This window comes from Pseudonocardia sp. HH130630-07 (genome assembly GCF_001698125.1).
In the GTDB taxonomy this organism is placed as follows: domain Bacteria; phylum Actinomycetota; class Actinomycetes; order Mycobacteriales; family Pseudonocardiaceae; genus Pseudonocardia.
Genome location: NZ_CP013854.1, coordinates 4,732,355 through 4,756,834, shown reverse-complemented (window position 1 = coordinate 4,756,834; position 24,480 = coordinate 4,732,355). Strand labels below are relative to the sequence as shown.

Annotated in this window: 24 protein-coding genes, 1 pseudogene and 1 riboswitch; of the genes and pseudogenes, 8 read left to right on the top strand and 17 right to left on the bottom strand. The window is 76.1% G+C overall.

Annotated features, from left to right (window positions below):
- Positions 1-25: 25 nt before the first annotated feature.
- Entirely contained in the window at positions 26-1,075 is a 1,050-nt protein-coding gene (gene trpD / locus AFB00_RS22570; protein ID WP_156819683.1) for an anthranilate phosphoribosyltransferase, read from the top strand.
- A gap of 101 nt (positions 1,076-1,176) precedes the next feature.
- Here the strand turns inward: trpD and AFB00_RS22565 are convergent, their stop codons facing one another.
- Positions 1,177-1,455, bottom strand: a complete 279-nt coding sequence (locus tag AFB00_RS22565) for an Lrp/AsnC family transcriptional regulator (RefSeq protein WP_068798853.1) — start codon at positions 1,453-1,455, stop codon at positions 1,177-1,179.
- A 329-nt stretch (positions 1,456-1,784) separates the two neighbouring features.
- Here AFB00_RS22565 and AFB00_RS22560 point away from each other — a divergent pair, with 329 nt between their 5' ends.
- On the top strand, positions 1,785-2,093 hold the full coding sequence (locus AFB00_RS22560; RefSeq protein ID WP_068798852.1) for a hypothetical protein: 309 nt from the start codon (positions 1,785-1,787) through the stop codon (positions 2,091-2,093).
- Positions 2,094-2,109: 16 nt separating this feature from the next.
- Here the strand turns inward: AFB00_RS22560 and AFB00_RS35620 are convergent, their stop codons facing one another.
- The 5 genes and pseudogenes from AFB00_RS35620 to AFB00_RS22535 form a co-directional block, all read right to left on the bottom strand.
- Positions 2,110-3,516, bottom strand: coding sequence for an FAD-dependent oxidoreductase (locus tag AFB00_RS35620; protein ID WP_068798851.1), 1,407 nt, complete (start codon positions 3,514-3,516; stop codon positions 2,110-2,112).
- 60 nt (positions 3,517-3,576) lie between these two features.
- Positions 3,577-4,458: a PaaI family thioesterase gene (locus tag AFB00_RS22550; protein WP_068798850.1), complete on the bottom strand. Its 882-nt coding sequence runs from the start codon at positions 4,456-4,458 to the stop codon at positions 3,577-3,579.
- Positions 4,459-4,566: 108 nt separating this feature from the next.
- Positions 4,567-5,537: pseudogene (locus tag AFB00_RS22545) on the bottom strand (helix-turn-helix domain-containing protein).
- Positions 5,538-5,598: 61 nt separating this feature from the next.
- On the bottom strand, positions 5,599-6,249 hold the full coding sequence (locus AFB00_RS22540) for an LLM class flavin-dependent oxidoreductase (RefSeq protein WP_250637528.1): 651 nt from the start codon (positions 6,247-6,249) through the stop codon (positions 5,599-5,601).
- A gap of 563 nt (positions 6,250-6,812) precedes the next feature.
- A complete protein-coding gene (locus AFB00_RS22535; protein ID WP_068798849.1) occupies positions 6,813-7,964 on the bottom strand; it encodes a lyase family protein in 1,152 nt (383 codons plus the stop codon).
- A gap of 49 nt (positions 7,965-8,013) precedes the next feature.
- On the opposite strand from AFB00_RS22535, the gene AFB00_RS22530 reads away from it, so the two are divergent.
- The gene (locus AFB00_RS22530; RefSeq protein WP_068798848.1) at positions 8,014-8,661 is read left to right on the top strand and encodes an HAD hydrolase-like protein; all 648 of its coding nucleotides are present in this window, start codon (positions 8,014-8,016) and stop codon (positions 8,659-8,661) included.
- 44 nt (positions 8,662-8,705) lie between these two features.
- The gene (locus tag AFB00_RS22525; protein ID WP_068798847.1) at positions 8,706-9,599 is read left to right on the top strand and encodes an MOSC domain-containing protein; all 894 of its coding nucleotides are present in this window, start codon (positions 8,706-8,708) and stop codon (positions 9,597-9,599) included.
- A gap of 15 nt (positions 9,600-9,614) precedes the next feature.
- Here the strand turns inward: AFB00_RS22525 and AFB00_RS22520 are convergent, their stop codons facing one another.
- Positions 9,615-10,826: a cytochrome P450 family protein gene (locus tag AFB00_RS22520; RefSeq protein WP_068798846.1), complete on the bottom strand. Its 1,212-nt coding sequence runs from the start codon at positions 10,824-10,826 to the stop codon at positions 9,615-9,617.
- Positions 10,827-11,135: 309 nt separating this feature from the next.
- Here AFB00_RS22520 and AFB00_RS22515 point away from each other — a divergent pair, with 309 nt between their 5' ends.
- A complete protein-coding gene (locus AFB00_RS22515) occupies positions 11,136-11,366 on the top strand; it encodes a hypothetical protein (RefSeq protein ID WP_068798845.1) in 231 nt (76 codons plus the stop codon).
- A gap of 81 nt (positions 11,367-11,447) precedes the next feature.
- Here the strand turns inward: AFB00_RS22515 and AFB00_RS33515 are convergent, their stop codons facing one another.
- Both AFB00_RS33515 and AFB00_RS32275 read right to left on the bottom strand, forming a co-directional pair.
- Entirely contained in the window at positions 11,448-11,966 is a 519-nt protein-coding gene (locus tag AFB00_RS33515; protein ID WP_156819682.1) for a hypothetical protein, read from the bottom strand.
- Entirely contained in the window at positions 11,963-12,520 is a 558-nt protein-coding gene (locus tag AFB00_RS32275; protein WP_197519623.1) for a serine hydrolase domain-containing protein, read from the bottom strand. The genes AFB00_RS33515 and AFB00_RS32275 overlap by 4 nt, the downstream gene beginning before the upstream one ends.
- Positions 12,521-12,579: 59 nt before the next feature.
- On the opposite strand from AFB00_RS32275, the gene AFB00_RS22505 reads away from it, so the two are divergent.
- Entirely contained in the window at positions 12,580-13,449 is an 870-nt protein-coding gene (locus tag AFB00_RS22505; protein ID WP_068796711.1) for an IS5 family transposase, read from the top strand.
- On the opposite strand, the gene AFB00_RS22500 is transcribed toward AFB00_RS22505, so the two are convergent.
- Positions 13,441-13,833, bottom strand: a complete 393-nt coding sequence (locus tag AFB00_RS22500; protein ID WP_068798843.1) for a hypothetical protein — start codon at positions 13,831-13,833, stop codon at positions 13,441-13,443. The genes AFB00_RS22505 and AFB00_RS22500 overlap by 9 nt on opposite strands.
- 80 nt (positions 13,834-13,913) lie before the next feature.
- Between AFB00_RS22500 and AFB00_RS22495 the strand changes: the two genes are divergently transcribed.
- A complete protein-coding gene (locus AFB00_RS22495; RefSeq protein WP_231974034.1) occupies positions 13,914-14,621 on the top strand; it encodes a 4'-phosphopantetheinyl transferase family protein in 708 nt (235 codons plus the stop codon).
- Positions 14,618-16,150 (top strand): DNA polymerase IV, encoded by a 1,533-nt coding sequence (locus tag AFB00_RS22490; protein WP_068798841.1) that lies wholly within the window; start codon positions 14,618-14,620, stop codon positions 16,148-16,150. The genes AFB00_RS22495 and AFB00_RS22490 overlap by 4 nt, the downstream gene beginning before the upstream one ends.
- Before the next feature lie 17 nt (positions 16,151-16,167).
- On the opposite strand, the gene AFB00_RS22485 is transcribed toward AFB00_RS22490, so the two are convergent.
- The 7 genes from AFB00_RS22485 to AFB00_RS22455 form a co-directional block, all read right to left on the bottom strand.
- Positions 16,168-16,554 (bottom strand): hypothetical protein, encoded by a 387-nt coding sequence (locus AFB00_RS22485; RefSeq protein WP_068798840.1) that lies wholly within the window; start codon positions 16,552-16,554, stop codon positions 16,168-16,170.
- 40 nt (positions 16,555-16,594) lie between these two features.
- A riboswitch (cobalamin riboswitch) is annotated at positions 16,595-16,763 on the bottom strand.
- 21 nt (positions 16,764-16,784) lie between these two features.
- Positions 16,785-18,029, bottom strand: a complete 1,245-nt coding sequence (cobA, locus tag AFB00_RS22480; RefSeq protein WP_068798839.1) for a uroporphyrinogen-III C-methyltransferase — start codon at positions 18,027-18,029, stop codon at positions 16,785-16,787.
- Between the two features lie 148 nt (positions 18,030-18,177).
- Positions 18,178-18,627 carry a cobalamin biosynthesis protein gene (locus AFB00_RS22475; protein ID WP_197519622.1) on the bottom strand — a complete coding sequence of 150 codons (450 nt, stop codon included), beginning with the start codon at positions 18,625-18,627 and terminating at the stop codon, positions 18,178-18,180.
- On the bottom strand, positions 18,624-20,114 hold the full coding sequence (locus AFB00_RS22470) for a cobyrinate a,c-diamide synthase (protein ID WP_442965823.1): 1,491 nt from the start codon (positions 20,112-20,114) through the stop codon (positions 18,624-18,626). The genes AFB00_RS22475 and AFB00_RS22470 overlap by 4 nt, the downstream gene beginning before the upstream one ends.
- Positions 20,111-20,725, bottom strand: a complete 615-nt coding sequence (gene cobO, locus AFB00_RS22465) for a cob(I)yrinic acid a,c-diamide adenosyltransferase (RefSeq protein WP_068798837.1) — start codon at positions 20,723-20,725, stop codon at positions 20,111-20,113. Before cobO ends, AFB00_RS22470 begins: the two co-directional genes overlap by 4 nt.
- Before the next feature lie 13 nt (positions 20,726-20,738).
- Entirely contained in the window at positions 20,739-22,907 is a 2,169-nt protein-coding gene (locus tag AFB00_RS22460) for a putative cobaltochelatase (RefSeq protein ID WP_068798836.1), read from the bottom strand.
- A complete protein-coding gene (locus AFB00_RS22455; protein ID WP_068800570.1) occupies positions 22,904-24,430 on the bottom strand; it encodes a cobyric acid synthase in 1,527 nt (508 codons plus the stop codon). Before AFB00_RS22455 ends, AFB00_RS22460 begins: the two co-directional genes overlap by 4 nt.
- Positions 24,431-24,480 lie beyond the last annotated feature (50 nt).

Here is a 24,480-nt window from a genome sequence, read left to right as displayed (position 1 = left end):
ACCGAGCACGGAGGGCAGCACGCCCGTGACCGCACCGACCTGGCCGTGGCTGATCGGCCGTCTGATGCGTGGCGACGACGTGAGCACCGAGGAGTCGGCCTGGGCGATGGACCGGGTCTTCGCCGGGGAGGCGACGCCCGCGCAGCTGGCCGGGTTCCTGGTCGCCCTGCGTGCGAAGGGCGAGACGCCGGCCGAGGTCTCCGGGATGGCGGACGCGATGCTGTCGCACGCGTTGCGGGTGGAGGTGCCCGGGCGCGCGCTCGACGTCGTCGGCACCGGTGGCGACCAGGCGCAGACCGTCAACATCTCGACGATGGCGGCGATCGTCGCGGCGGCCGCCGGGGCCCCGGTGGTCAAGCACGGCGGGCGGGCCGCGTCGTCGGCGTCCGGCACCGCGGACGTGCTCGAGGAGCTCGGCGTCGCGATCGAGCTGGGCCCGGCCGCGGTGGAGCGGTGCGTCGCCGAGCTCGGCATCGGGTTCTGCTTCGCGCAGGCGTTCCACCCCGCGATGCGCTACGCAGGTGGGGTGCGCCGCGAGCTCGGCGTCCCCACCGCGATGAACCTGCTGGGGCCGCTGTCCAACCCGGCCCAGCCGCAGTCCGGGCTGATCGGCTGCGCCGACCCGCGGCACGCCGCGACGATGGCCGAGGTCTTCGCCCGGCGCGGCAAGACCGTGCTCGTGGTGTGCGGCGACGACGGCCTGGACGAGCTGACCACCACGACGACGAGCTCGGTCTGGATCACCTCCCCCGACGGGTCGGTCCGGCGGGAGACGCTGGACCCGGTGGCCATCGGGGTGCGGCCGGTCACCGCCGAGCAGCTGCGCGGCGGTTCGCCCGCGGTCAACGCGGCCGTGGTGCGTGACCTCGTGGCCGGCAAGCCCGGCCCGGTGCGGGAGACGGTGCTGCTCAACGCGGCCGGCGCGCTCGCCGCCTACGAGGGCGTCGGCGCCGACCTGTCCGGAGCCGTGGCCGGGGCGATGGAGACGGCGGCCCGGGCGATCGACTCCGGCGCCGCGGCGGACCTGCTCACCCGCTGGGCCGCCCTGTCCACCGAGCTGGCACACACCGCCTGATCCCTGCCGCACCGTGCCCCGCCGGGGTGTACTCATGGAGCTTCAGCCTCGCCATACCGGGCCGAAGCTCCATGAGTGCACCCTGGCCGGGGCCCGCGGGGTCAGTCCAGGCCGATGGAGTAGGCCGCGTCGGTGTCGGCCTTGGAGTACGAGCGGAACGCGATGTGGGTGTCGGTGCCCACGACGCCGTCGACCTTGCTCAGCTTCCCGGCGATGATGTCGGCGAGCTGCTCGTGCTCGCGCACCTTGACGATGGCGACGAGATCGACGTCCCCGGCGCAGGAGTACACCTCCGCCACCCCGTCCAGTTCCGCGATCGCCTGCGCGGTCTCGGGGATCCGGTCGGCTGCGGTGTGCACCAGGACGATCGCGGTGATCACGTCGGGTCTCCCCTCGGACGGCGGCGGGTCGCGGCCCAGGCTAGTGCCTCACCGACCGCCGGCGCCGACGGCGCCACCGGGACCGGTCCCCGGATGTGGTGTGGCGCAGGCCGCATCCGGTTGCTACCGTGATGGCCATGCGTTCCGTCGAGCACACCCTCGCTCCGGCCGCACCGCTGCTCGCACTCGGTGCGGTAGTAGCACAGCGCGTCGGCTGATCCAGGACCGCCGACGCGCCGCGCCGGATCCCGGGCGCACCCTCAGTACTTCGAGACCTGGCTCGCGTTCACGCCCCCGTTTCTCCTCGTGACGCACGGAGCCTTCCCATCATGAGCATCACCACCGACCGTCCGGTCTCCTTCACTTTCCCCGTCCCGTCCGGCCGTCTGGAGGACATCGCCTCCCGGATGCCCCGCCGGCACACCGTCGTCACCGGCGACGGGATCGACGGCGTCATGCAGGTCGCCACGGCGTTGCAGACCTGCGGTCGCACCCTGCGCGAGTTCTCCGTCGACGTCCGCGAGGGCGTCGCCGAGAGCGCGGTCACCTGCACGATGTCGATGACCCCGGCCGAGGCCGACGAGTTCGGCACCCGCCTGCTGGCGATGCCGTGCGTCCTCGCGGTCGACCCGTACTGATCCTGCCGGCGCTGCGTCAGCGGCTCGTGGTCGATCGCCCGCGGGCCGCGTCCAGCATCGCCGCCCGTTCGGCGATCTTGACCCGCTCGGTGCCTCCGCGGCGCTCACCCAGTGCGCGCTCGGCGGCGTCGAGGCGGAGCCAGTCGTCCCACAGCACCGGCTCCAGCCCGAGGTCCCGCATCCGGTCGAGGACGGCGTCCCCGCCGGGCCGCGGCGGGGTGCCGAGCCGGGGCAGGTCGGCCAGCACCGAGGCCGCGGTCTCGGCACCGTCGGCCTTGTTCGTGCCGATGACCCCGGTCGGGCCGCGTTTGATCCAGCCGGTCACGTAGCTGCCGCGCACCGGTTCCCCGCCGAGCACGACCCGTCCGTGCTCGTGCGGGACCGTGCCGCTCGCCGCGTCGAACGGCAGGCCCGGTACCGGTTCCCCGGTATAGCCGATCGCCCGGACCACCAGCCCGGCCGCCAGCTCCGCCGTCTCCCCCGTCGGCCGGACGCCGCCGTCCGGGGTGATCTCGTTGCGGACCACCCGTACCGCCCGGACCCGGCCGTCGCCGTCGGGGAGCAGGCGCTGGGGGCTGCGCAGGAAGCGCAGGTGGATCCGCCGGCGGGCACCCGCACCGGGCGGGTCCGCCGCCCACGCCGTCAGGGTCTGCAGCACCTGGCGCATCCGGCGCTCCGGCGGCTCGGGGACCCCGGCGGCGAGCAGGCCGTCGTCGTGCACCCGGACCTCGACGTCGTCGAGCGCGGCGAGCGCACGCAGCTCGGGCGGGGTGAACCGGACGTGCTGCGGGCCGCGTCGCACGAGCACGTGCACGTCGGTCACCCCGCTGGCGTGCAACCGGTCGAGGACGGTGTCGTGCAGGTCGGTGGCGGCGAGGTCGGCGGCCGGGCGGGACAGCACGCGGGCGACGTCGATCGCCACGTTCCCCGCGCCGACGACCACCGCACCGGCGCCGTCGAGCGCGGGATCGGCGGCCGCGGCGTCCGGGTGACCGCAGTACCAGGACACGAACGCGCCCGACCCGACGGACCCGGCCAGGTCCTCCCCCTCGATGCCGAGGTCCCGGTCCACCGCGCTGCCGGTGGCGTGCACCACGGCGTGGTAGTGCTCGCGGAGCACCTCCGGCGGCAGCGCCACCGTGCCCGGTGCCGCCGTCCCGACGTGCACGTTCCCCAGGAACCGGACCCGGGCGGTGTCGTCGAAGGTCGAGACCAGCGCCCGGATGACCGACTTCATCTTGAGGTGGTCCGGCGCGACGCCGTAGCGGACCAGGCCGTACGGCGCGGGGAGCCGGTCGAACACGTCGACGTGCACCCCGGCGTCACCGGCCAGCAGCGCCTCCGCCGTGTACAGCCCGGACGGCCCGGACCCGATCACCGCCACCCGGTACGGCCGCGGGCTGGGTCCCTGCTCCGACGTCACGATCGCACCTCCGGCTCGGCCGACGGTGACGACGCTAACAGTCCCGGCCGGGCCCCGTGGTCACCTCGCGCGCCGGATCCCCGCGCCGGTCACCCGCACCGCGGCCCGGCCGTCGGGGAGCAGGAGCTCGGTGCGCAGCGCCCAGAACCGGCGGCCCTCGCGGACCGGCGTGGTCCGTACCCGCAGCTCGGTGTCCACCTGGACCGGGCGCAGGAAGTCCGCGGTCAGCGACAGCGGCCGGGCGTCCGGGTCGGCGAGGAACCGGGTCTGGGCGGCCGCACCGATGCCGGTGAGGACGGCGCCGTGCGTGGTGCCGTTGAGGTTCACCGTCGACGGGCCGGGGGTGAACAGCACGTCGCCGGTGCTGCCGCCGTCGGCCTCCAGGTTCTCCGGCACCAGCCGGGACGGGTCGAACGGCGGCAGCTCGGCGCGGAAGTCGGTGTCGTCGCCCGTGCCGGAGGCGTCCGGGCCCGAGGCCGCCGGGACGGGATCGGCGGTCGCGAGCCTGCCCGGCCGGTCCGGCACCCCGGTCAGGGCCATCGTGACGACCGCGTGGGCGACCGGCGCACCGGTGTCGTCGTGCATCTCCGCGCGGCCGACGCCGATCTCGCCGTCGAGCTGCAGCAGCGTCAGGTCGGCGACCAGCCACCGGGAGTCCGGCGCCGGGACACCGGTGAGGTCGAGCCGCAGGTCCACCGTGGGGGCGCCGGCGGTCAGCCGGGCGGTGGAGAACACCAGGTAGCCGATCCCGGAGTCGGCGAGCAGCGCGGGCAGCACCGGGAGGACCCGGCCCGCGGCGTCACGCACGCCCTCGCCCAGCGGGACGCGGAGCCGGACCCGCTCCCGGGTCGACGCCGGGTCGGGCGTCATCCCCAGTCCGGTCTCGACCGGGGCACGTCGCATCCGCTCGCGGGTGGATGGTCCGGGCGTGGTGGTGGACATACCCGACATCGTGCGACACCACCGCACGCCGCGGTGCGACGGGCCGCTGTGCACTCCCTCACGCCGGGAAGCGGGCACCTCTCTCACGCCGGGAAGCGGGCACCTCCCTCACGCCGGGCGGCGGTCGTCCCGGTCGCAGCGGAAGGTGCTGCGGTAGTCGGCCGGGGTCACACCGAGTGCCCGCCGGAAGTGGTGCCGCAGCAGCGCGGCCGTGCCGAACCCGGCGCGGGCGGCGACGGCGTCCATGCCCAGGTCCGTCTCCTCCAGCAGGGTCCGCGCGTAGAGCACGCGCTGCGCCGACAGCCAGCGGTGCGGCGTGGTGCCGGTCTCCTCGACGAAGCGCCGGGCGAAGGTCCGCTCCGACATGGCCGCGCGGCGGGCGAGCGCGGCGACGGAGTGCTCGGTGTGCAGGTTCTCCAGCAGCCAGGCCAGCACCGGCGCCAGCGAGTCGGCCGTGCAGGCCGGGACCGGCAGCTCGACGAACTGGCGCTGACCGCCCTCGCGCTGCGGCGGCACGACCATCCGGCGGGCGATCCCGTTCGCGACCGCACCGCCCAGCTCGCGGCGCACGAGGTGCAGGCAGGCGTCGATCCCGGCCGCGGTGCCGGCCCCGGTGACCAGGTCGCCGTCGTCGACGAACAGCGCGTCGGCCTCGACGACGGCCTCCGGGTGCGTCGCGCGCAGCTCCGCGGCGTGCTTCCAGTGCACGGTGCAGCGCCGGCCGTCGAGCAGGCCCGCCGCGCCGAGCAGGAACACCCCGAGCAGACCGACATGACGACCGCGCCCGCGGCGTGTGCGGAGCGCACGGCCGCCAGCGCGGCCGGCGGGTAGTCCCGCAGGCCGGTCGCCGCGACGCACACCAGGTCGGCGCCCGCGAGCGCGTCCAGACCCGACGGCGGGGTGATCGTGATGCCGGCACCGGCCGTCGTCACCGGGCGGCCGGGTTCCATGCCGCACACGGCCCAGTCGAGGACGGGGAGCCCGTCGTCGGAGCGGTCGATGCCGAAGACCTCGCACAGCACGCCGAACTCGAAGACCGCGAGCTCGTCGAGGACCAGCACGGACACGCTGCGCAGCATGGACCGGAGAGTAGGACGGCAGGAACGCACCGTCGACGGCCGTTCCTGCCATCCGCCGTCGTCATCCTGCCGCGTAGCGGTTCTCCGGGCGGGTGAGACCGAACCGCCCGCGCAGCGTCCGGTCGTACGGGGCCCGGACCCAGACGTCGCCGAGCGCGGGCAGCAGGTCGTCCACGATCTCCTCGACGCCCGACGGCAGGACCAGCGGGGCGAGAACGAAACCGTCGGCGGCGCCCTCCTCGGCGGCGTCGCGCAACAACTCGGCCAGCTCACCGGCGTCGCCGACGTGGCGCAGCGTCGCCGGGCCGGACGCCGTACCGGCCGGGACCAGGGTGTCGAGCACCCGCAACCGCTCCCCGGCGCCGGTCCCCAGCAGGGTCTCGACGTCGAGCAGCACCGCGACCCGCTCCGGGTCCCGCCCGGCCGCGGCCACCGCCGCCCGCACCCGCTCCCGGCTCTCCGCCGCCGCGGCGACCGAGTCCGCGGCGACCCGGACGACGTCGGCGAACCGCGCCGCGACCGGCAGCGCGTCCGGATCGTCGCCACGCAGCACGGTGAGCGGATGGCCCTGCGGGGGCCGCGGTGTGATCGACGGACCGGTCACCGAGAACGTCTCGCCGGTGAAGCCGACGTGGTGCAGCTTCGTCCGGTCGACGAACCGGCCGGTCGCGGATCTCGGCGTCGTCCTCCCAGGAGTCCCAGAGCCGGGCAACGACGTCGACGACCTCCCCCGCCTCCCGCCACAGTGCGGCCGGCGCCGCGGCGCCGGTCCGGCCGAACAGGGCGGCCTCGGCCTCCGTGCGGGACACCTCGGGGGCCCAGCCGGCCCGGCCGGTGGACACGAAGTCCAGCGTCGCGACCGCCTTCGAGAGGTGGAACGGCTCGGTGTGGGTGACGGTCACCGTCGGGACCACCCCGATACCGGGGACCGCGGGCGCGACCCGAGCGGCGACCGCGACGGCGTCGAGGGTGCCGGGCAGGGCGTCCGGGTCGTCGGACGGCGGCCGCAGCGAGTCCGGCACCGTGACCAGGTCGAGCCCGCCACGGGCGGCGGTACGCACCAGGTCCAGGTGGTGGGCGGCGTCCAGCGACCGCCCGGGGTCGGTGCCCGGCGCGCGCCACGCGCCGGGATGCCGCCCGGCCCCGCCGAGCTCGACCGCCAGGTGCAGACGTCCGTTCACCGTGCCTCCCTCGGGTGGGACTGCGGGACCAGCCGTTCCGGGCAACCGGATCCGGGGACCCGATGTTCCGTCCGCGGGGTGCCGGGCGGCGGCGTCACCCGCTCCGGGCGGCCAGCAGCCGGTCGACCAGCTCGCCGGCGTGACCGCTCCCGGTCCCCTGCACCCCGGCGGCCAGCGCCAGGTTGCGGGCCATCGCCGCCGGGTCGACCTGCAGTCCCTCCAGGCAGGTCCGCAGCCGGGCGGCGGCCCCGGCGGTGACCCGGAGCAGGTCGGTCAGCGTCTCCCACTCCGCGTGCCAGGCACCCGCGGCACGCTGGTGCTCCTGTTCCATCGCCGCGAGCAGCGTCGCGACCAGGCCGGGCGCCCGCTTCGCCGACCCGCGGGCGGTCACCGCGGCGGCCGGGTTGCGCTTGTGCGGCATCGACGACGAGTCCCCCGGTGCGCTCTCGGCGACCTCCGCCACCTCGGTCGCGGAGAGCGCGACGACGTCGCAGGCCGGTTTCGCGCACGCCCCGGCGGCCACGCCGAGCGCTCCGGCCAGTTCGCCGAGCCGGGTCCGCTCGGTGTGCCACGGCAGGTTCGCCGCGGCGAGCCCGAGCCGGGCGGCGAGCGCGTCGGCGACCGCCGGGCCGTGCGGGTGGGTCGCGGCCAGCGTCCCGGCGGCACCGCCGTACTGCACGGGCAGCTCGGCGAGCACCCGGGAGAGCCCGTGCCCGGCCCGGTCCAGCCCGGCGCACCACCCCGCCGCGACCAGGCCGAACGTCGTCGGCAGGGCCTGCTGGCCGAGCGTGCGCGCGGCACACGGGGTATCCCGGTGCGCGGCGGCGAGCCCGGCGGCCGCCCCGGCCGCCGCGGCCAGGTCCTCGACGATCCGCCGCCCGGCCCGCCTGGTCAGCAGGACGAGTGCGGTGTCCAGCACGTCCTGGCTGGTCGCGCCGGGGTGCACCGCGCGGGCGGCCCCGGGCCGGAGCCCCTCTGCCGCCGCCTTCAACCGCTTGACCAGCGGGATCACCGGGTTGCCGCCCTCGACGGACTCGACGGCCAGCACCGCGGGGTCGGTGGCCGCCACGATGCCCACCGCCCGCTCCACGACGTCGGCGTCCGCCTCGGGGACGGCTCCCTGCTCGGCGGCGACCGCCGACAGGGCCAGCTCGACCTCCAGCAACGCGGCGAGCCACGCGCCGTCGTCGAGCAGGCCGTCGACCCGCGCCGCGCCGGAGAGCGGACCGAACAGTGCGTTCGCCATGGGCCCGACAGTAGAACGGCGCTCCGGCACGATCCCGCACAATGGGGTCGTGCTCACCCACATCCTCCTCGATCTCGACGGCACCCTCGTCGACTCGGCCCCCGGGATCCTCGGCTCGCTGCGCCGGGCGATCGACGAGGTCGGGCTCGACGTGCCGGAGTCCGCGCTGGGTACCCACCTGCTCGGCCCGCCGATGTACCGCTCGCTGCCGCCGATCCTCGGCGAGCAGGGGGCCGCCGACGTCGTCCCGGTGTACCGCCGGATCTACGGCGACGAGGACGGCTGGCTCGCCTCGACCCCCTATCCCGGGGTCGAGGAGCTGCTGCGCGAGCTGGACGAGGCGGGGGTGACGATCGCGCTGGCCACCAGCAAGGCCGAGTCCTCGGCCCGCAAGATCGTGGCCCACCACGGCTGGGCCGACCTGTTCACCGAGACCGTCGGCGACACCCCGGCCGGCGACCGGCCGACCAAGGGGGCCGTGGTCGGTGAGGCACTGCGCCGGCTCGGGCACCCCGACGGGGACGCGGCACCGCTGATGGTGGGCGACCGCCGCTACGACGTCGCCGGTGCCGCCGAGCACGGGCTGCGGTGTGCCGGCGCGGGCTGGGGTTACGCCGAGCCGGGCGAGCTGGAGGCCGCGGGGGCCGCGGTCGTGCACGCATCCGCGGACGAACTCCGGGCCGCGATCCTCGGCTGAGGGCTTCCTTCCCGCACCGTCCGGGGCGCGGTAGACAGCGGTGTATGACGGTCGTCTCACTGCACCGGTACCCGGTGAAATCCATGCTCGGGGAGACCGTGTCGCGGTCGACGGTGACCGGGCGGGGGCTGCTCGGTGACCGGGCCTTCGCGGTGCACGACGTCGAGTCCGGCACCGTCGCCAGCGCCAAGGTCCCGCGGCTGTGGGCGCGGCTGCTGGAGTTCTCCGCCCGGTTCGCCGGCGAGCCCGAACCCGGACGCCCGCTGCCCGAGGTCGAGATCAGGTTCCCGGACGGCTCGATGCTGCGGTCGGACGATCCCGGCGTCGACACGGCGCTGTCCGCGGTGCTCGGCCGGGAGGTCAGGCTGATCGCCGAGCCACCGGAGGGCAGTCAGTTCGAGGAGGTCTGGCCGCAGTTCGACGACCTGCCGGTCGACCGGCTCGCGCCCGAGCAGCTGATCGCCGGGACCACCGCACGGCACGAGGACTCCGGCGAACGGGTCAGCCGGTTCGACGTCTCGCAGTTCGGTGCTCCCGGCACGTTCTTCGACCTGGCCACCCTGCACGTGCTCACCGAGTCGACCCTGGACCGGCTGCGCGAGCTGGCGCCGCACGCGACCTTCGACGCGCGTCGCTACCGGCCGAACATCGTGCTGCGCGGCCCCGACGCCGGGTTCGTCGAGAACGACTGGCCCGGCGCCGAGGCCACGATCGGCGGCGTCGGGGTGCGGTACTCCTTCGCCACGATGCGCTGCGTCATGACCACGCTGGCGCAGGGCGACCTGGAGTCCGACCCGGACACGCTGCGCACCGTCGCCCGGCACAACCGGATCGAGATCCCGCAGATCGGCGGGGTCTGGGCCTGCGCCGGGGTGTACGCCGACGTCCGCACCGACGGCGAGGTGGCCGTCGGCGACGAGCACACCGAGCCCGGCTGAGGCCGGGCACCGCGGTCAGGCCGGGGCGCCCAGGGTCACCGGCATCGCGGTCAGCCCCCGCACCAGGGTCGACTCCCGGTAGGTCAGCCCGGCCGGATCGACGGCCAGTGCCAGGTCCGGGCGCTGCGCGATCAGCCGGCCGATCGCGACCCGGCCCTCGGTCCGTGCGAGCTGCGCGCCGAGACAGAAGTGGATGCCGTGGCCGAAGTACACACCGCCGGAGGTGTCCCGGGTGATGTCGAGCTCGTCGGCACGGTCGGTCCACTCCGGGTCGCGGTTCGCCGCGGCCAGACCGAGCATCACCGTCGACCCGGCCGGGATCGTCACGCCGGAGTAGACGACGTCCTCGCTGGTGAAGCGCAGCGGGGTGTTCGTCACCGGAGAGTCGAACCGCAGGAACTCCTCGACCGCGGTGCCGACGAGCGACGGGTCGGCACGCAGCAGCTCGCGCTGGCCGGGGTGGGTCAGCAGGGCGAGCACGCCGTTGCCGATCAGGTTGACGGTCGTCTCGTGCCCGGCGATGAGCAGCAGCATCGACATGGCGACGAGCTCCTCGTGGGACAGCCGGTCGCCGTCGGCCTCGCTGACCGCGAGCAGCGAGGAGATCAGGGCCTCGTCCGGCTCGGTGCGCTTGCGCTCGATGAGCTCGCCCAGGTAGCCGTGCAGGCTGCCCATCGCCGCGTACTTCTGCTCCTGCGGCGAGTCGTCGACCATCACCGACGACCACGCGGAGAACTGGTCCCGGTCCTCGGCCGGGACGCCGAGCAGCTCGCAGATGACCAGCACCGGGACCAGGAACGCGTACTCCCGCATCAGGTCGACCGGCCGGTCGGCGGGCAACCCGTCGAGCAGCTCCTGGGTGATCTCCTCCACCCGCGGCTGCAGCTCGTTCATCCGCCGGACGGTGAAGGACCGGCTGACCAGCTTGCGCAGCCGGGTGTGGTCGGGCGGGTCCATCAGGATCATCATCGGCGTCATCTCGGTCGCCGCGTGCTCGGCCCGCTGCTCGGCCGGCAGCGTCCAGCGCCAGTCCTTGGACAGCCGCGGGTCGACGAACGCCTCGCGCACGTCGGCGTAGCGGGTGAGCAGCCACGCCGGCCCGTCCGGCAGCGCCAGCCGCCGCACCGGCTCCTCGGTGCGCAGCGCGGCGTAGGCGGGGTGCGGGTCGTCCCAGAAGTCGCCGGAGAACAGTGCGTGCGGCTCGGTGCCGGTGGTGGTCAGCGCCATGGGCCCCATCGTGCCAGCCGATGTAAGCGAGCGCTTACATCGCTTCGGACTCTGTGACCGACCGCACAGTGGGGAAACTCGGTGGCGCACCCGCCCCCGGGTCCCTACGGTCCCTCCCATGCTGATCCGGTTCCTCTGAGCGGTCCGCCGGGACTCCGTCGCGAGTCCCCGCACCGCCGGCCCGTGGCGTCCCGTCGTCGGGTCCGGAACCGATGCCGCCCTCCTGCGGCGCATCCAGCCCTCCGGCGTTCCGGCACGTCACCGGCCCTCCCTGGTCCTCGTTCGACCCGACTCCTCCAGGAGGCCCGTATGCGCACCACCCCGTCCACCACGGCGGCCACCACGACCGCCGCCACCACCGGCGCACCCACCGCACCGGCGCCCGGGCGCCCGGCCAACCGCGCGGAACGGCGGGCGGCCCAGCGCGGACGCACCGCCGCCGGGGAGTCCGGTCCGGCCGCCCCGCGCACCGCCGGTCCCACACCGCACGTCAAGCCGGCGCACGTCCGCACGGACTTCGCCGCGCGCCGCAGCGGCTGATCCACACCGCCCGGGGCCGGGCCCGATCGACGGGCCCGGCCCCGGGCGTCTCCCCCTCCCCCGGGGCGTCTCCGGGCCGTCTCAGGCCGTGACGACGGCCGCCGCCAGCAGGACGGCACCGAACACCAGGGTCACCACGTCGCCCGCGGTCCGCAGGCCACCCGATCCGCCCGGCAGGGCCGGCCAGCGCCGCGCACCCAGGCCCGCACACGCCAGCCAGGCCGCGGCCGCACCCGTCCACACCGCACCGGGGACGACGGCCCACGGCCCCGAGACCAGGAGCACGGTCAGGGCGAACAGGCCGAGCGCCACGGCGCCGAGCAGGTACAGCCGGCTGCGCGGGCGCAGCAGCATCGCCACCGAACCGGCCAGCACGACCACCATGGCGGCGGCCGTCGTCCAGCCGACCGTCCCGACCTCCGGGCCGCCGGTCGCGGTGCCGCCGCGGAGCAGGGCGATCGCCTGCTCGTCGATCCAGCGGTCGGTGTCGTTCAGGACGACGACGGCCTCTCCGGCCTCCCGGTCCAGCGCGAGCATCGTCCGGTGCCCGCCGGTCCCGCCGTTGTGCCAGGTCACGACCCGGTCACCGATCTCGGTCACGCTCCAGGCCAGGCCGATCCGGCCGGCGTCCGCGTCGGCGACCGGGTCGAGGGCCGCGGCACCCGGGGCGGTGCCGGCGAGGACCGCGGCGGCGAACCGACCGAGGTCGGCCGCCGTGCTGACCGCCGACGTGCCGGACGGGGCGAACCCCTCCCCCACCAGGACGGCGCCCGCCAGCCGTTCGAGAACATCGGCGCGAGCGCGTCGTCCGGCCCTGCGGTGGTGAGGCGGGTCGATTGCATGCCGAGCGGGTCGAGCAGCCGCTCCCGGACCAGCGCGGACCAGTCCGCCGCCCCGGCCGCCCTGGCCTCGGCGTGCCCGAGCAGCGAGATGCCGAGGTTGGAGTAGGCGTAGCTGCCGCGGGTCGCCGTCGGAGTGGTCCGGGTGGCGTCGATCAGGGCCGCGGTGGAGACGTCGTAGGGGTTCTCGTTCATCAGCGCGGGGAGGACCGAGGCGGTGGCGACGGCGGGCGGGACCGGCGGCAGGCCGCTGGTGTGGGTGGCCAGCTCCTGCAGGGTCACCGCACCGGCCGGGGTGCCGGCCAGCTCCGGCAACCGGGCGTCGAGCCGGTCGCTCAGAGCGTGTTTGAGAAGGGTCGGCGTGTCTGCGCTGGATGCGTCCGGGTGTGGTCCATCGTGGAGGAGTGGCTCGGCGTAGGCGGCGGTACCCCTCGGACACCAGCGATGAGCAGTGGGCGTTGATCGAGCCGCTGCTGCCAGCGGCGGGGGCGGGAGGCCGGCCGGAGAAGCACGCGCGCCGTGATGTGGTGGATGCGATCCTCTACGTCGTGCGCGCCGGGTGCGCGTGGCGGGCTCTACCAGTGGATTTCCCGCCGTGGCAGACGGTGTACTGGTACTTCAACCGGTGGGAGCAGCAGAGGGTCACCGAGCAGATCCTCCCGATCGTGCGCCGTCAGCTACGCGCTGATGAGGGCCGCGACCCCGAACCCAGCGCGGGGATCATCGACTCGCAGTCGGTGAGGGGCGCTGACACGGTCGGGCGGGACACCCGCGGCTACGACGCCGGGAAGAAGATCAACGGTCGGAAGCGGTTCATCGTGACCGACACCCTCGGCCTGCTGCTGACCACGATGGTGTGCTCGGCGTCGGTGCAGGACCGCGATGGCGCCAAGTCGATCCTGCTCGACCTCTACCTGCGCACGAGGGTGCGGTTCGTCTACGCCGACGCCGGGTTCGCCGGGCGCCTGCTGGACTGGGCGACCACGATCCTGCACACCAGCGTCGAGATCGTGCGCAAACCGCCTGAGCAGCGCGGATTCGCCGTCCTCCCGCGGCGGTGGGTGGTCGAGCGGACCCTGGCCTGGGTCACCGCACACCGCCGCCTGGCCCGCGACTACGAACGCCACCCCGCAGTGTCCGAGGCCATGATCCGCTGGGCGGCGATCAACACCATCACCCGCCGCATCGCCCGTGGCGAACCCGCCCGACGCCAGCAGAAGTACGTAGTCACACCCTCAACATGATCTTCTCAAACACTCTCTCAGGGCCAGCTCCCCCCGTTCGACGCCGTCGGCCAGCAGCATCCCGGTGAACACCTTGACGATCGATCCGGGCTCGTAGGCGGCGTCCGGCCCGGGGACGGGACCCTCGTCGCCGAGGGTGGCGACGCTGACGTTCCCGTCCCGCACCCGGGCCGCGGTGACCGCACCGAACCCGCGCGGATCGCCGACGGCCCGTTCGAGGTCCGCGGCCAGCTCCGGGTCACCCCCGGTCCCGGTGGCCCGGGGCCCGTGCGGGCCGGCGACGAGCCCCACGAGCAGCCCGACGACCAGCGCACCGAGCACCACCAGTGCCCCGGAGCGGCGGGCTCGGGGCACGGACGTCGGGGGCGGTGCGGTCTCGACCATGCGGCAACGATACGAAATTCCGGAATAACAAACAAGTGCTACCGACCGGCCCACCGGCCCGGCGTGCGAGGCTGGACGCCGTGACCGTCACCGTGTGGTGGGCCGCTCCGGTGGAGCCGGCGTCCCGACCCGATCTCGTCGCCCTCCTCGACGCCCACGAGCGCGAGCGGATGTCCGCCCTGCGCCGGGCCGAGGACCGGGCCCGGTACCTCGCCGCGCACGCCCTGACCCGGCTGGTCCTCGCCGCCGGTCTCGACGCCGACCCCGCCGCGCTGGAGCTGGACCGCACCTGCCGCTGCGGGCAGCAGCACGGCAAGCCCCGGCTCGCCGGGCGGCCGGACGCACCCGGGTTCTCCCTGACCCACTCCGGCGCGCTGGTCGGGGTCGCGGTCGGGCCGGGACCGGTCGGGATCGACGTCGAGCAGCAGCGCTCGCTGGGTGACCTCGCCGGCCTGGCCCGGCACGCGCTGTCGCCGGTCGAACGGGCGGCGGGGCCGGTCGAGGCGAACGGTTTCCTCGTCACCTGGACGCGCAAGGAGGCGCTGGTCAAGGCCACCGGGGAGGGCCTGTCCAGCCCGATGGACGCGATCACGCTGACCGCTCCGGACGGCCCGGCCGGGATCCTCGACTGGCCGGACTCCGGCGGGCCGTGGTGGGTCGCCGACGTCGCCACGCCGTGGCCCGACCATCCCGGCGCCGTCGCGGGTGCCGGTCCGGCGGCGCCCCCGATCGTCGTCGCGGACGGCGACGCGGTCCTGTCGGTGGTCCGGGGCACCATGGGGGCATGACGTCCGACCGCCCGGCCCGCTGGGTGCTGCACCTCGACATGGATGCGTTCTTCGCCGCCGTCGAGCAGCTCACCCGGCCGACGCTGGCGCGGCGTCCGGTGCTGGTCGGCGGGGCGGGGCCGCGCGGGGTCGTCGCCGGGGCCAGCTACCAGGCACGGGTGTTCGGGGCACGGTCGGCGATGCCGATGGGGCAGGCCCGGCGGCGGTGCCCGCACGCGACGGTGCTCCCGCCCCGGTTCCCGCTCTACAAGGCGATCTCCGACGAGGTCATGGGCGTCCTCGGGGAGTTCTCGCCGGTGCTGGAACCGGTGTCGGTCGACGAGGCGTTCCTGGAGCCGCCGGTACTGGCCGGTGCCCCGCCGGCGCGGGTGGAGGAGTTCGGCACGGCGCTGCGGGCCGCCGTGCGGGAGCGGACCGGGCTCCCGGCGTCGGTCGGGGCCGGGTCCGGCAAGCAGATCGCGAAGATCGCCTCGGAGCTGGCGAAGCCGGACGGGCTGCGGGTGGTGGCGCACGCCGAGCAGTCCGCGGTGCTCGGGCCGCTGCCGGTGCGGTCGTTGTGGGGCATCGGGCCGGTCTCCGGCGAGTCGCTGCGCAAGATCGGGATCGAGACCGTCGGCCAGCTCGCGGCGATGGACTCCCGCGAGGTGGCCGGGGTCCTCGGGTCCGCGATGGGGACCGAGCTGCACCGGCTGGCCCGCGGGATCGACGACCGGCCGGTCGCTCCCCGCGGCGCCGCCAAGCAGATCTCCGCCGAGACCACCTTCGACACCGACCTGACGGCGATGACCGCGGTGCACGACGCCGTCGAGGCGATCTGCGTCGCGGTGCACCGGCGGCTGGTCGCGGACGGGCGGGCCGCCCGGACGGTGACGGTGAAGGCCCGGACCGGCGACTTCACGACCCACACCCGGTCGGAGACGACCCCGTTCCCGAGCCGCGAGCTGTCCACGCTGACCGCGGTCGCGCGCCGGCTGGCCGACGGGGCCGTCGGCGAGGGCGGGATCCGGCTGCTCGGGGTGTCGGTGTCCGGCTTCGGCGACGAGCCGCCGCTGGCGTTGTTCGACGCGGTGCCGTCCGCGCAGGGCTGGCGGGCGGCACCGGCCGGTGCGCAGCGGGACGGACCGCCCGGCGGCGCGGAGCACGAGGTACCGGGTGGCAGCACGACGGTCACCGAGCGCGCCGCCGGGCCCGCACCGGCCGGCGCCTCCGCGGGGGAGGAGACCAGCGCGCCGGGAGCGGTGGCGGTGGTGGCGGAATCCCCGGCCGGCGCCCCGGCGGAGGATGCACCGGCCACCGGCCGGCCCCTGCGTCCGGACCGCGCACCGGACCCGGACCGGCCCTGGGCCGCGGGGGACGACGTCCGGCACCCCGAGCACGGCCACGGCTGGGTGCAGGGCGCCGGGCACGGGCGGGTCACGGTCCGGTTCGAGACCGCGCTGACCGGGCCGGGGCGCACCCGCACGCTCCCGGCCGGGGACCCGTCGCTCGTCCGCGCCGACCCGGTGCACAGCTGGCGTCCGCCCGCCTGATCCGCGGGTCCGCGGCGTCAGGTGATCAGCGGGCTCCGGTACGGCGGGGCGACCCGGGTCCCCGCCGGGATCCGGACGTCGAGGTCCGGGTGGCAGCGGGCGAGGCCGTCCAGCACCGCGACCAGGGCGACGTCGGCCCCGGGGTCCCCGGCCACCAGCAGCACCGCGGCACCCGCCGGGCCCTGCTCCGCCCACGCCGTGACCCGGGCGACGGCGTCGCGCGGGGTCACCCGCTCGACCCGCCACGCCTCGGCGTAGAACAGGGCGACCGACTCGGGCCCGGACGGGAACGTGAAGACGGTGTCCGCCTCGGCGATCAGGGCCTCGACCGGGCCGTCGGTGCCGGGACCGCCGGCCGGACCGGTACCGAGCACGACCAGGGCCGGGCGCACGTCCTCGCTCATCGCATGTCCTCCTCGAGAGGGTCCTCGCCCTCACACGGTGGGATCTCCTGCGACGACGGCCAGTCTCCTGGCTCCCGGATCGACGCGCGTCCCGGCCTTCCCGCCCCGGGTGGGGCCGTGACCGTGGGTGGGGACGCACTCCCCGATGACAGTGGCGGGACCGCGCCGGACTCGCACCGGCTTCCTGCACCGTCGTCGGGTGCGAGCCCATCACGCGCCTCGGGGGACGGTCAACCGTGACCGTTCTGCGTCACTCCGCCCCCGACCGGTGCCTCGAGGCCCGCGACCGGCCCGACGACGACGATGGCCGGCGGGCTGACCTCCGCCTCCGCCGCGACCTTCTCGACGGTCTCCAGGGTGGCGCGCACGGTCCGCTGGATCCGGGTGGTGCCGTCCTGCACGATCAGCACCGGGGTGTCCGGTGCCCGGCCGTGGGTCACGAGCGCGTCGGCGAAACGGCCGATCCGCTCCACGGCCATCATCAGCACGATCGTGCCGGTCATCCGGCCGAGCGCGGTCCAGTCGGTGAGGCTGCGCGGGTCGTCCGGCGCGACGTGCCCGGAGACGACGACGATCTCGTGCGCCACCCCACGGTGGGTGACCGGCGTCCCGGCGACCGCTGGCGCGGCGAACGCACTGGTCACCCCGGGTACGACGGTCACCGGCACGCCGGCCGCCGCGCACGCCTGGACCTCCTCGAACCCGCGCCCGTAGACGAACGGGTCCCCGCCCTTGAGCCGGACGACGAACCGCCCGGCCCTGGCGTGCTCCACCAGCAGCTCGTTGATCTTCTCCTGGGCCATGGCCCGGCCGTAGGGGATCTTCGAGGCGTCGATCACCTCGACCTCGGGCGACAGCTCGTCCATCAGCTCGCGCGGGCCGAGCCGGTCGGCGACGACGACGTGGGCGCGGGACAGCAGCCGCCGGCCGCGGACCGTGATCAGCTCCGGGTCGCCGGGCCCGCCACCGACCAGCGCGACGCCGGCCGGGAGGATCTCCGCGTCGGCGTCGACCACGCCGGACTGCAACGCCTCGACCAGCGCCGTGCGCACGGCCGCCGACCGGCGGTGCGCGCCCCGGGCCAGCACACCCACGGTGAGCCCGTCGTGCACGCCGGTCGCCGGGGTCACGGCGGTGCCGCGGTCGCCGTCGTCGGCCCGGACGCAGAACACCCGGCGGCGCTCGGCGTCGGCGACGACGGCGGCGTTCACCGCCGGGTCGTCGGTCGCCGCGATGGCGTACCAGGCGCCGTCGAGGTCGCCGTCGGCGTAGGCGCGGGCGGTCCAGGCGATCTCGCGCGCCGTCGCCATCCCCTCGACGGCCGGGGTGACCTGCGGGGACACGACCTCGACCAGGGCGCCGGCGGCCAGCAGGCGGGCGGTCCGCCGCTGGGCGACCTGTCCCCCGCCGACGACGACGACCCGCCGCCCGGACAGGTCGAGTCCGACCAGGTACTGCTCGTGCTGCGCGCTCAACGGCGTTCCTCTCCCGGGTGTCCGCGCCCGGCCGTGGGTTCCGCGCCGGCGCCCGGTTCCGGCCCGGAGGCGGGGTGCCCCGGCGGCGACGATCGAGGATAACGACCTCGCCGCGGGTGTCCGCCGCAGCGAGTCCGATCCCACACGGTCAGGGAACGCCGTCGCGGCGGGCGACCGCGGCCGTCACCCCGGCCCCCGCCGTCTTGGGCACGACGAGCCGCGCACCGGGCCCCGCCGCGAGCAGGGCGGCGGCCTCGGCGACCCCGGCCGTCCCGACGGCGGCCGCGACCCGCCCGCTCGGGTGCGGCACCGCGACCGCGGCGAGCTCGGCGACGGTGAACCCGTACGGCACCCGCGGCGCGACGGCCGCCAGCAGGCCGGGCTCGGCCGAGCGCCGGTCCAGCGTCGCGACCTGCGCGAGCGCCAGGTCCAGCCCGTGCTCGGCCGCCACCCGGTCGAGCAGCGCCCGGACCGCGGCCGCCGGGCACCCGGGCCGGGCCCCGATCCCGAGGACGAGCCCCTCCGGCGCTCCCGTGATCACGATCGACGGAGCGGAGCCGACGTCGTACGGCGGTCGCGCTCCATCGATCGTGATCACCGCCTCTCCGCTCCGGCGGCGCACGCCGCGACGAACCGGGCCACCGCGCCGGGGACCCCCGCCGGATGGGTGTGCAGGAACGAGGCGTGCACGCCGCCCGTGATGTGCCCCTCCGGCGGATCGCCCCGCCAGCCCCAGGCCGGGGCCGCCCCGGCCCGCGGGGTGACCGCGCAGCGGTGGAACTCGTGCGCCCCGGCCCGGGCCCCGGCGGGCAGCAGCGTGGACGCGGACACGGCAACGGCGTCGCGGTAGCCCAGTGTCAGCCGCGGCGTCATCGCGGCGGAGGCGTCGAGGACCCCGCACATCGGCGTCCCGTCGAGGTCGCGGCACAGGTAGAGCAGGCCGCCGCACTCGGCGTGCACCGGCGCGCCGGAGGCCGCGAGCCGGGCCACCTCCGCCCGGAGCACGGCGTTGGCGCCGAGGTCGCCGACGTGCTCCTCGGGGAACCCGCCGGGCAGGACCAGCCCCGCGGTCCGCTGCGGCAGGTGCGGGTCGCGCAGCGGATCGACGGCGACGACCTCCGCCCCGGCCGCGGTGAGCAGCTCGGCGTGCTCGGCGTACCCGAACCCGAACGCCGGCCCCCCGGCGAGCGCGACGACCGGCCGCGCTCCCCCGGCGGACACCGGCCCGGCGGCAGGCCCGGCGGCACAGTGCCCGTCGGCGGCGAGCCCGGCGGCACCGGGCCCGTGAGCGCCGGGCCCGTCAGCACGGTGCCCGTCAGCACCGTGCACAGCGGCACCGTGCCCGGCCGGCTCGTACGTGGCGGCGATCTCCGCCGCCGGGTCCCACACGGGGCCGTCCGGCAGCGGGCGGGCCAGTGCCGTCACCGCGTCGAGATCGACGTGCTCGGCTACGAGTCCGGCCATCGCGTCCACCGCGGCGGTCGCGGCGGCCCCGTGCTCGGCCGCGGTGACCAGGCCGAGGTGCCGCGACGGCACGGCCAGCTCGGCCCGTCGCGGGACCGCTCCCAGCACCGGCAGCCCGACCTCCTCCGCCGCGGCGCGGCACACCTCGGTGTGCCGGTCGGAGCCGACCCGGTTCAGGATCACGCCCGCGACCTGCACCGACGGGTCGAACGAGCGGAACCCGTGCAGCAGGGCGGCGAGCGAGCGGGACTGCCCGCGCACGTCCACCACCAGCACGACCGGGGCACCCAGCTCGGCCGCGACCTGGGCGGTGGAGCCGGCGCCGTCGGCGATCCGGCCGTCGAACAGACCCATCACGCCCTCGACGACGGCGATGTCGGTACCGCGGGCCCCGTGCCGGGCCAGCGGCGCGATCCGGGCGCCGCCCTGCAGCACGACGTCGAGGTTGCGCCCCGGCCGGCCGGCGGCGAGCGTGTGGTAGCCGGGGTCGATGTAGTCCGGGCCGATCTTGAACGGCGCGACCCGGGTGCCGCGGCGGTGCAGCGCCGCCATCATCCCGGTGGCGACGGTGGTCTTCCCGCTGCCCGACGACGGCGCGGCGACCACCACCGCCCGGGTCACCACTCGATCCCCCGCTGCCCCTTCTGTCCGGCGTCCATCGGGTGCTTGACCTTCGTCGTCTCCATCACCAGGTCCGCGGCGTCGACGAGCTCCGGCGGCGCGTCCCGGCCGGTGATGATCACGTGCTGGTGCCCCGGCCGGTCCGCGAGCACCTCGACGACCTCGGCGACGTCGATCCAGCCCCACTTCAGCGGGTAGGTGAACTCGTCGAGCACGTAGAGGTCGTGCGCGGCGCCGGCGATCCGGCGGCGGATCTCGGCCCAGCCCTCGGCGGCGTCGGCGGCGTGGTCGGTCTCGGTGCCGGCACGGCGCGACCAGGACCAGCCGGAGCCCATCTTGTGCCACTCGACCGGACCGCCCTGCCCGGTCTCCTCGTGCACCCGGCCGAGCGCGCGGAACGCCTCCTCCTCGCCGACCTTCCACTTCGCCGACTTCACGAACTGGAAGACCCCGATCGACCAGCCCTGGTTCCAGCCGCGCAGTGCGGTGCCGAACGCGGCGGTGGACTTGCCCTTCATGACGCCGGTGTGCACCACCAGCAGCGGGCGGTTGCGGCGCTGGCGGGTGGTGAGCCCGTCGTCGGGTGTGCTGGTGACCTGTCCCTGCGGCACGGTGCCCCTCCTCTCAGGCGGCCCGGTCGGCGCGGGCCGTACGGGCGCTGCGGACGATGTCGCGCACGCCCTCGGCGGTCAGCTCGTCGAGCCGGACGACCTCGCCGCCGGCCGCGGCGGCGAGCGGGGTCGCCAGCCCGAGCCGGACGTGACCGCTCTCGCAGTCGACGACGACGCAGTGCACCCCGTCGGCGGCGAGCAGCCCGGCGGCGCGGCGCGCGTCGGCGACCGGGTCGCCGCCGGGCCGGGCGGGCACCGTGGCCCGGCCGTCGGTCAGCAGGACGAGCAGCGGGCGGCGGCGCGGGTCCCGGCGGCGCTCCGCGGCGAGCACGGCACGGGCCTTCAGCAGGCCGCCGGCCAGCGGGGTCCGGCCGCCGGTCCGCAGCGTCGCCAGGCGCTGCTGCGCGGCCGGCACCGACGACGTCGGGGGCAACGCCAGCTCGGCGGTCCCGGCTCGGAACGTGACCAGCCCGACCTTGTCCCGGCGCTGGTAGGCGTCCCGCAGCAGGCCGAGGACCGCGCCGGACACCGCCGTCATCCGCTTGCGGGCGGCCATCGACCCGGACGCGTCGACGACGAACAGCACGAGGTTCCCCTCGCGGCCCTCCCGCTGCGCGCGGCGCAGGTCGTCGCGGTGCACGAGCAGGCCGGGGCCGCTGCGGCCGCGGGCGGCCTGGTGCGGGGCGGCGGCGAGCACCGTCGCGGGCAGGTGCAGGTCCGCGGCACGGGCCGGGCCGGAGCCGGTCGCGCGGACGACACGGCCGGCGTCGGTGCGGGCCCGGGAGCGCCGCCCCGGCGCCCCGGCGCCCAGGCCGGGGACGGTGAACTTCCGCGCCATGGCCCGGTGCAGGCGGGCCGTGTCGCCGAGCACGACGGCACGTCCCTCCCCGTCGCCACCGGCCTGCGGACCGTCCGGACGGTCGGCGGGCGCGTCCTGCCCGCCGGTGTCGGCGGAACCGGCGCCGCCGTCCGGGCCGCCCGGGCGATCCTCCGGAACGGGTGGCGCGGAGCCGGGGGCGCCGTCCGCGGGGCCGGGACCGGGTCCGTCGGGGCCCGCATCGTCCGGCCCCTGGTCCTCGGGGCCCGGCTCGCCGGGGCCGGGCTCGTCCGGGCCCGGGTCCTCGGGGGGCGGATCGTCGTCGGGATCGAGGTGGTCCTCGGCGTCGCGCAGCGCCTGGTCGAGCTCCGCCTCGTCGAGGCCCGGCTCGTCGAACGGGTCGCGGCGGCGCCGGTGCGGCAGCGCCAGCCGGGCCGCGACCCGGACGTCCTCGGCGACCACCGCGTCCCGGCCCTCCCAGGCCGCGTGCGCCGCCGCGGCCCGGGTGATGACCAGGTCGGCACGCATGCCGTCGACGTCGAACCGGGCGCAGACGAACGCGATCCGCTGCAGTTCGGCGTCCGGGACCCGCACCGCGCCGACCCGCTCGCGGGCCGCGCGCAGCCGCGCCGCCGTCCCGGTCTCCGCGTCGGCGAAGCGGGCGGTGAACCCGACCGGGTCGTCCTCGAACGCGATCCGCCGCCGGGTCACCTCGACCCGGGTGCCCACGTCGCGGCTGGCCCGGACCTCGACGGTCAGCCCGAACCGGTCGAGCAGCTGCGGGCGCAGCTCGCCCTCCTCCGGGTTCATGGTGCCGACCAGCAGGAACCGTGCGGCGTGCGACACCGAGACGCCGTCGCGCTCGACGTGCGCGCGGCCCATCGCCGCCGCGTCGAGCAGCAGGTCCACGAGATGGTCGTGGAGCAGGTTGACCTCGTCGACGTAGAGCACACCGCGGTGGGCGTCGGCGAGCAGTCCCGGCTGGTAGGCGCGGCGGCCCTCGGACAGTGCCCGCTCCAGGTCCAGCGAGCCGACGAGCCGGTCCTCGGTCGCGCCGACCGGCAGTTCCACCAGCCGGGCCGGCCGGGTGGCCCGGGCCGGGGCGGCGGGGTGCGGGCCGTCCGGGCACGCCGGGTCGGGGGCGGCGGGATCGCAGCCGAACCGGCAGCCGTCGACGGTGTCCAGCTCGGGGAGCAGCGCCGCCAGCGCGCGCACCGCGGTGGACTTCGCGGTGCCCTTCTCGCCGCGGACGAGCACGCCGCCGACGCCGGGGTGCACGGCGTTGAGCAGCAACGCCAGTCGCAGGTCGTCGTGCCCGACGACGGCGGAGAACGGGAAACGTGCGGGTGCCGGGGCGGTGCTCACCCCCGGGAGGCTGCCAGACCGGACGCCAGCACCGGGAGGTCCCGATCCGGTCCGTGTCCGATCACCTGTTCAAGTGTCGAGATATCGAGATGCTGTTCGACCAGGTCGGCGAGCAGATCGACCTGCCGGGTCCGCTCCGCGTGGAACGACGTGTCGTGCGCCACCTCGAACCCGGTGCGGCCCGCCGCGGCCGCCAGCCGGGTGAGCAGCAGCCTGCGGAACCCGTCGTTCTCGGCGAGGCCGTGCCAGTGCGTGCCGAGCACGCCGCCCCGGTCGGAGCCCTCGTCGCCGACCAGGCCGGGATCACCGGAGCGCAGGACCCGGCCGTGGTGGATCTCGTAGCCGGTGACCCGCTCCCCCCAGGCCGTCGTGGTCGGGGTGGCGAGATGTTTGACCGGGTCGAACCCGATCTCCAGGTCGAGCAGGCCCAGCCCGTCGACGACGGTGCCCGCGGCGGCCTCGACCCCGTCCGGGTCGGCGATCGTGCGGGCCAGCATCTGGTAGCCACCGCAGATGCCGAGCACCGGCCGCCCGGCCGCGACGTGCGCGCGCACCGCGTCGGCCAGCCCCGACGACCGCAGCCAGGCCAGGTCCGACACCGTGGACTTCGACCCCGGCAGGACGACGACGTCGGTGTCGGCGATCCGCGACGGTTCGGTCACGTACCGCACCGCGACGCCCGGTTCGCAGGCCATCGCCTCGACGTCGGTGGCGTTGGAGATCCGCGGGAACCGGACCACCGACACCCGCAGCCACTGGTCGCCGCGCGGCGGGGCCGGGCGTCCGAGCACCCCGTCGGCCGGGGCGGACAGCGAGTCCTCGGCGTCGAGCCACAGCCCGTCGACGAACGGGAGCACCCCGAGCGTGGGGCGCCCGGTGAGCGCGCGCAGCTGCTCCAGCCCCGGCGCGAGCAGGCGCGGGTCCCCCCGGAACTTGTTCACCACGAACCCCGCCACGAGCGCCTGGTCGGCCGGTTCGAGGACGGCGAGCGTCCCGAACAGGTGCGCGAGCACCCCGCCGCGGTCGATGTCGCCGACCACCAGGACCGGCAGTCCCGCCCGCCGGGCCAGGCCCATGTTGGCCAGGTCGGTGGCCCGCAGGTTGATCTCGGCCGGGGACCCGGCACCCTCGCAGACGACAACGTCGTAGCGGTCCCGCAACGCGGCCAGGGAGTCCGCGACCACGTCGGCCAGCGCCGCGGTGCGGTGCCGGTAGGACAGCGCCGAGACCTGCCCGTCGGCCCGCCCCCGGACGACGACCTGCGACGTCCGGTCGCTGCCCGGCTTGAGCAGGACCGGGTTGAGGTCGACACCGGGTGCGATGCCGCTGGCGAAGGCCTGCATCGCCTGGGCGCGGCCGATCTCGCCGCCGTCCGGTGTGACGACGGAGTTGTTGCTCATGTTCTGCGCCTTGAACGGCGCCACCGACACCCCGCGCCGGTGCAGCATCCGGCAGACGCCGGCGACGACGGCGCTCTTGCCGGCGTCGGAGGTCGTTCCGGCGACGAGGACGGCACCGCGCAGCGCGCGATCGGGTTCGGCGGCCACGGCCCGAGTATCCCCCGCGCGTCCCC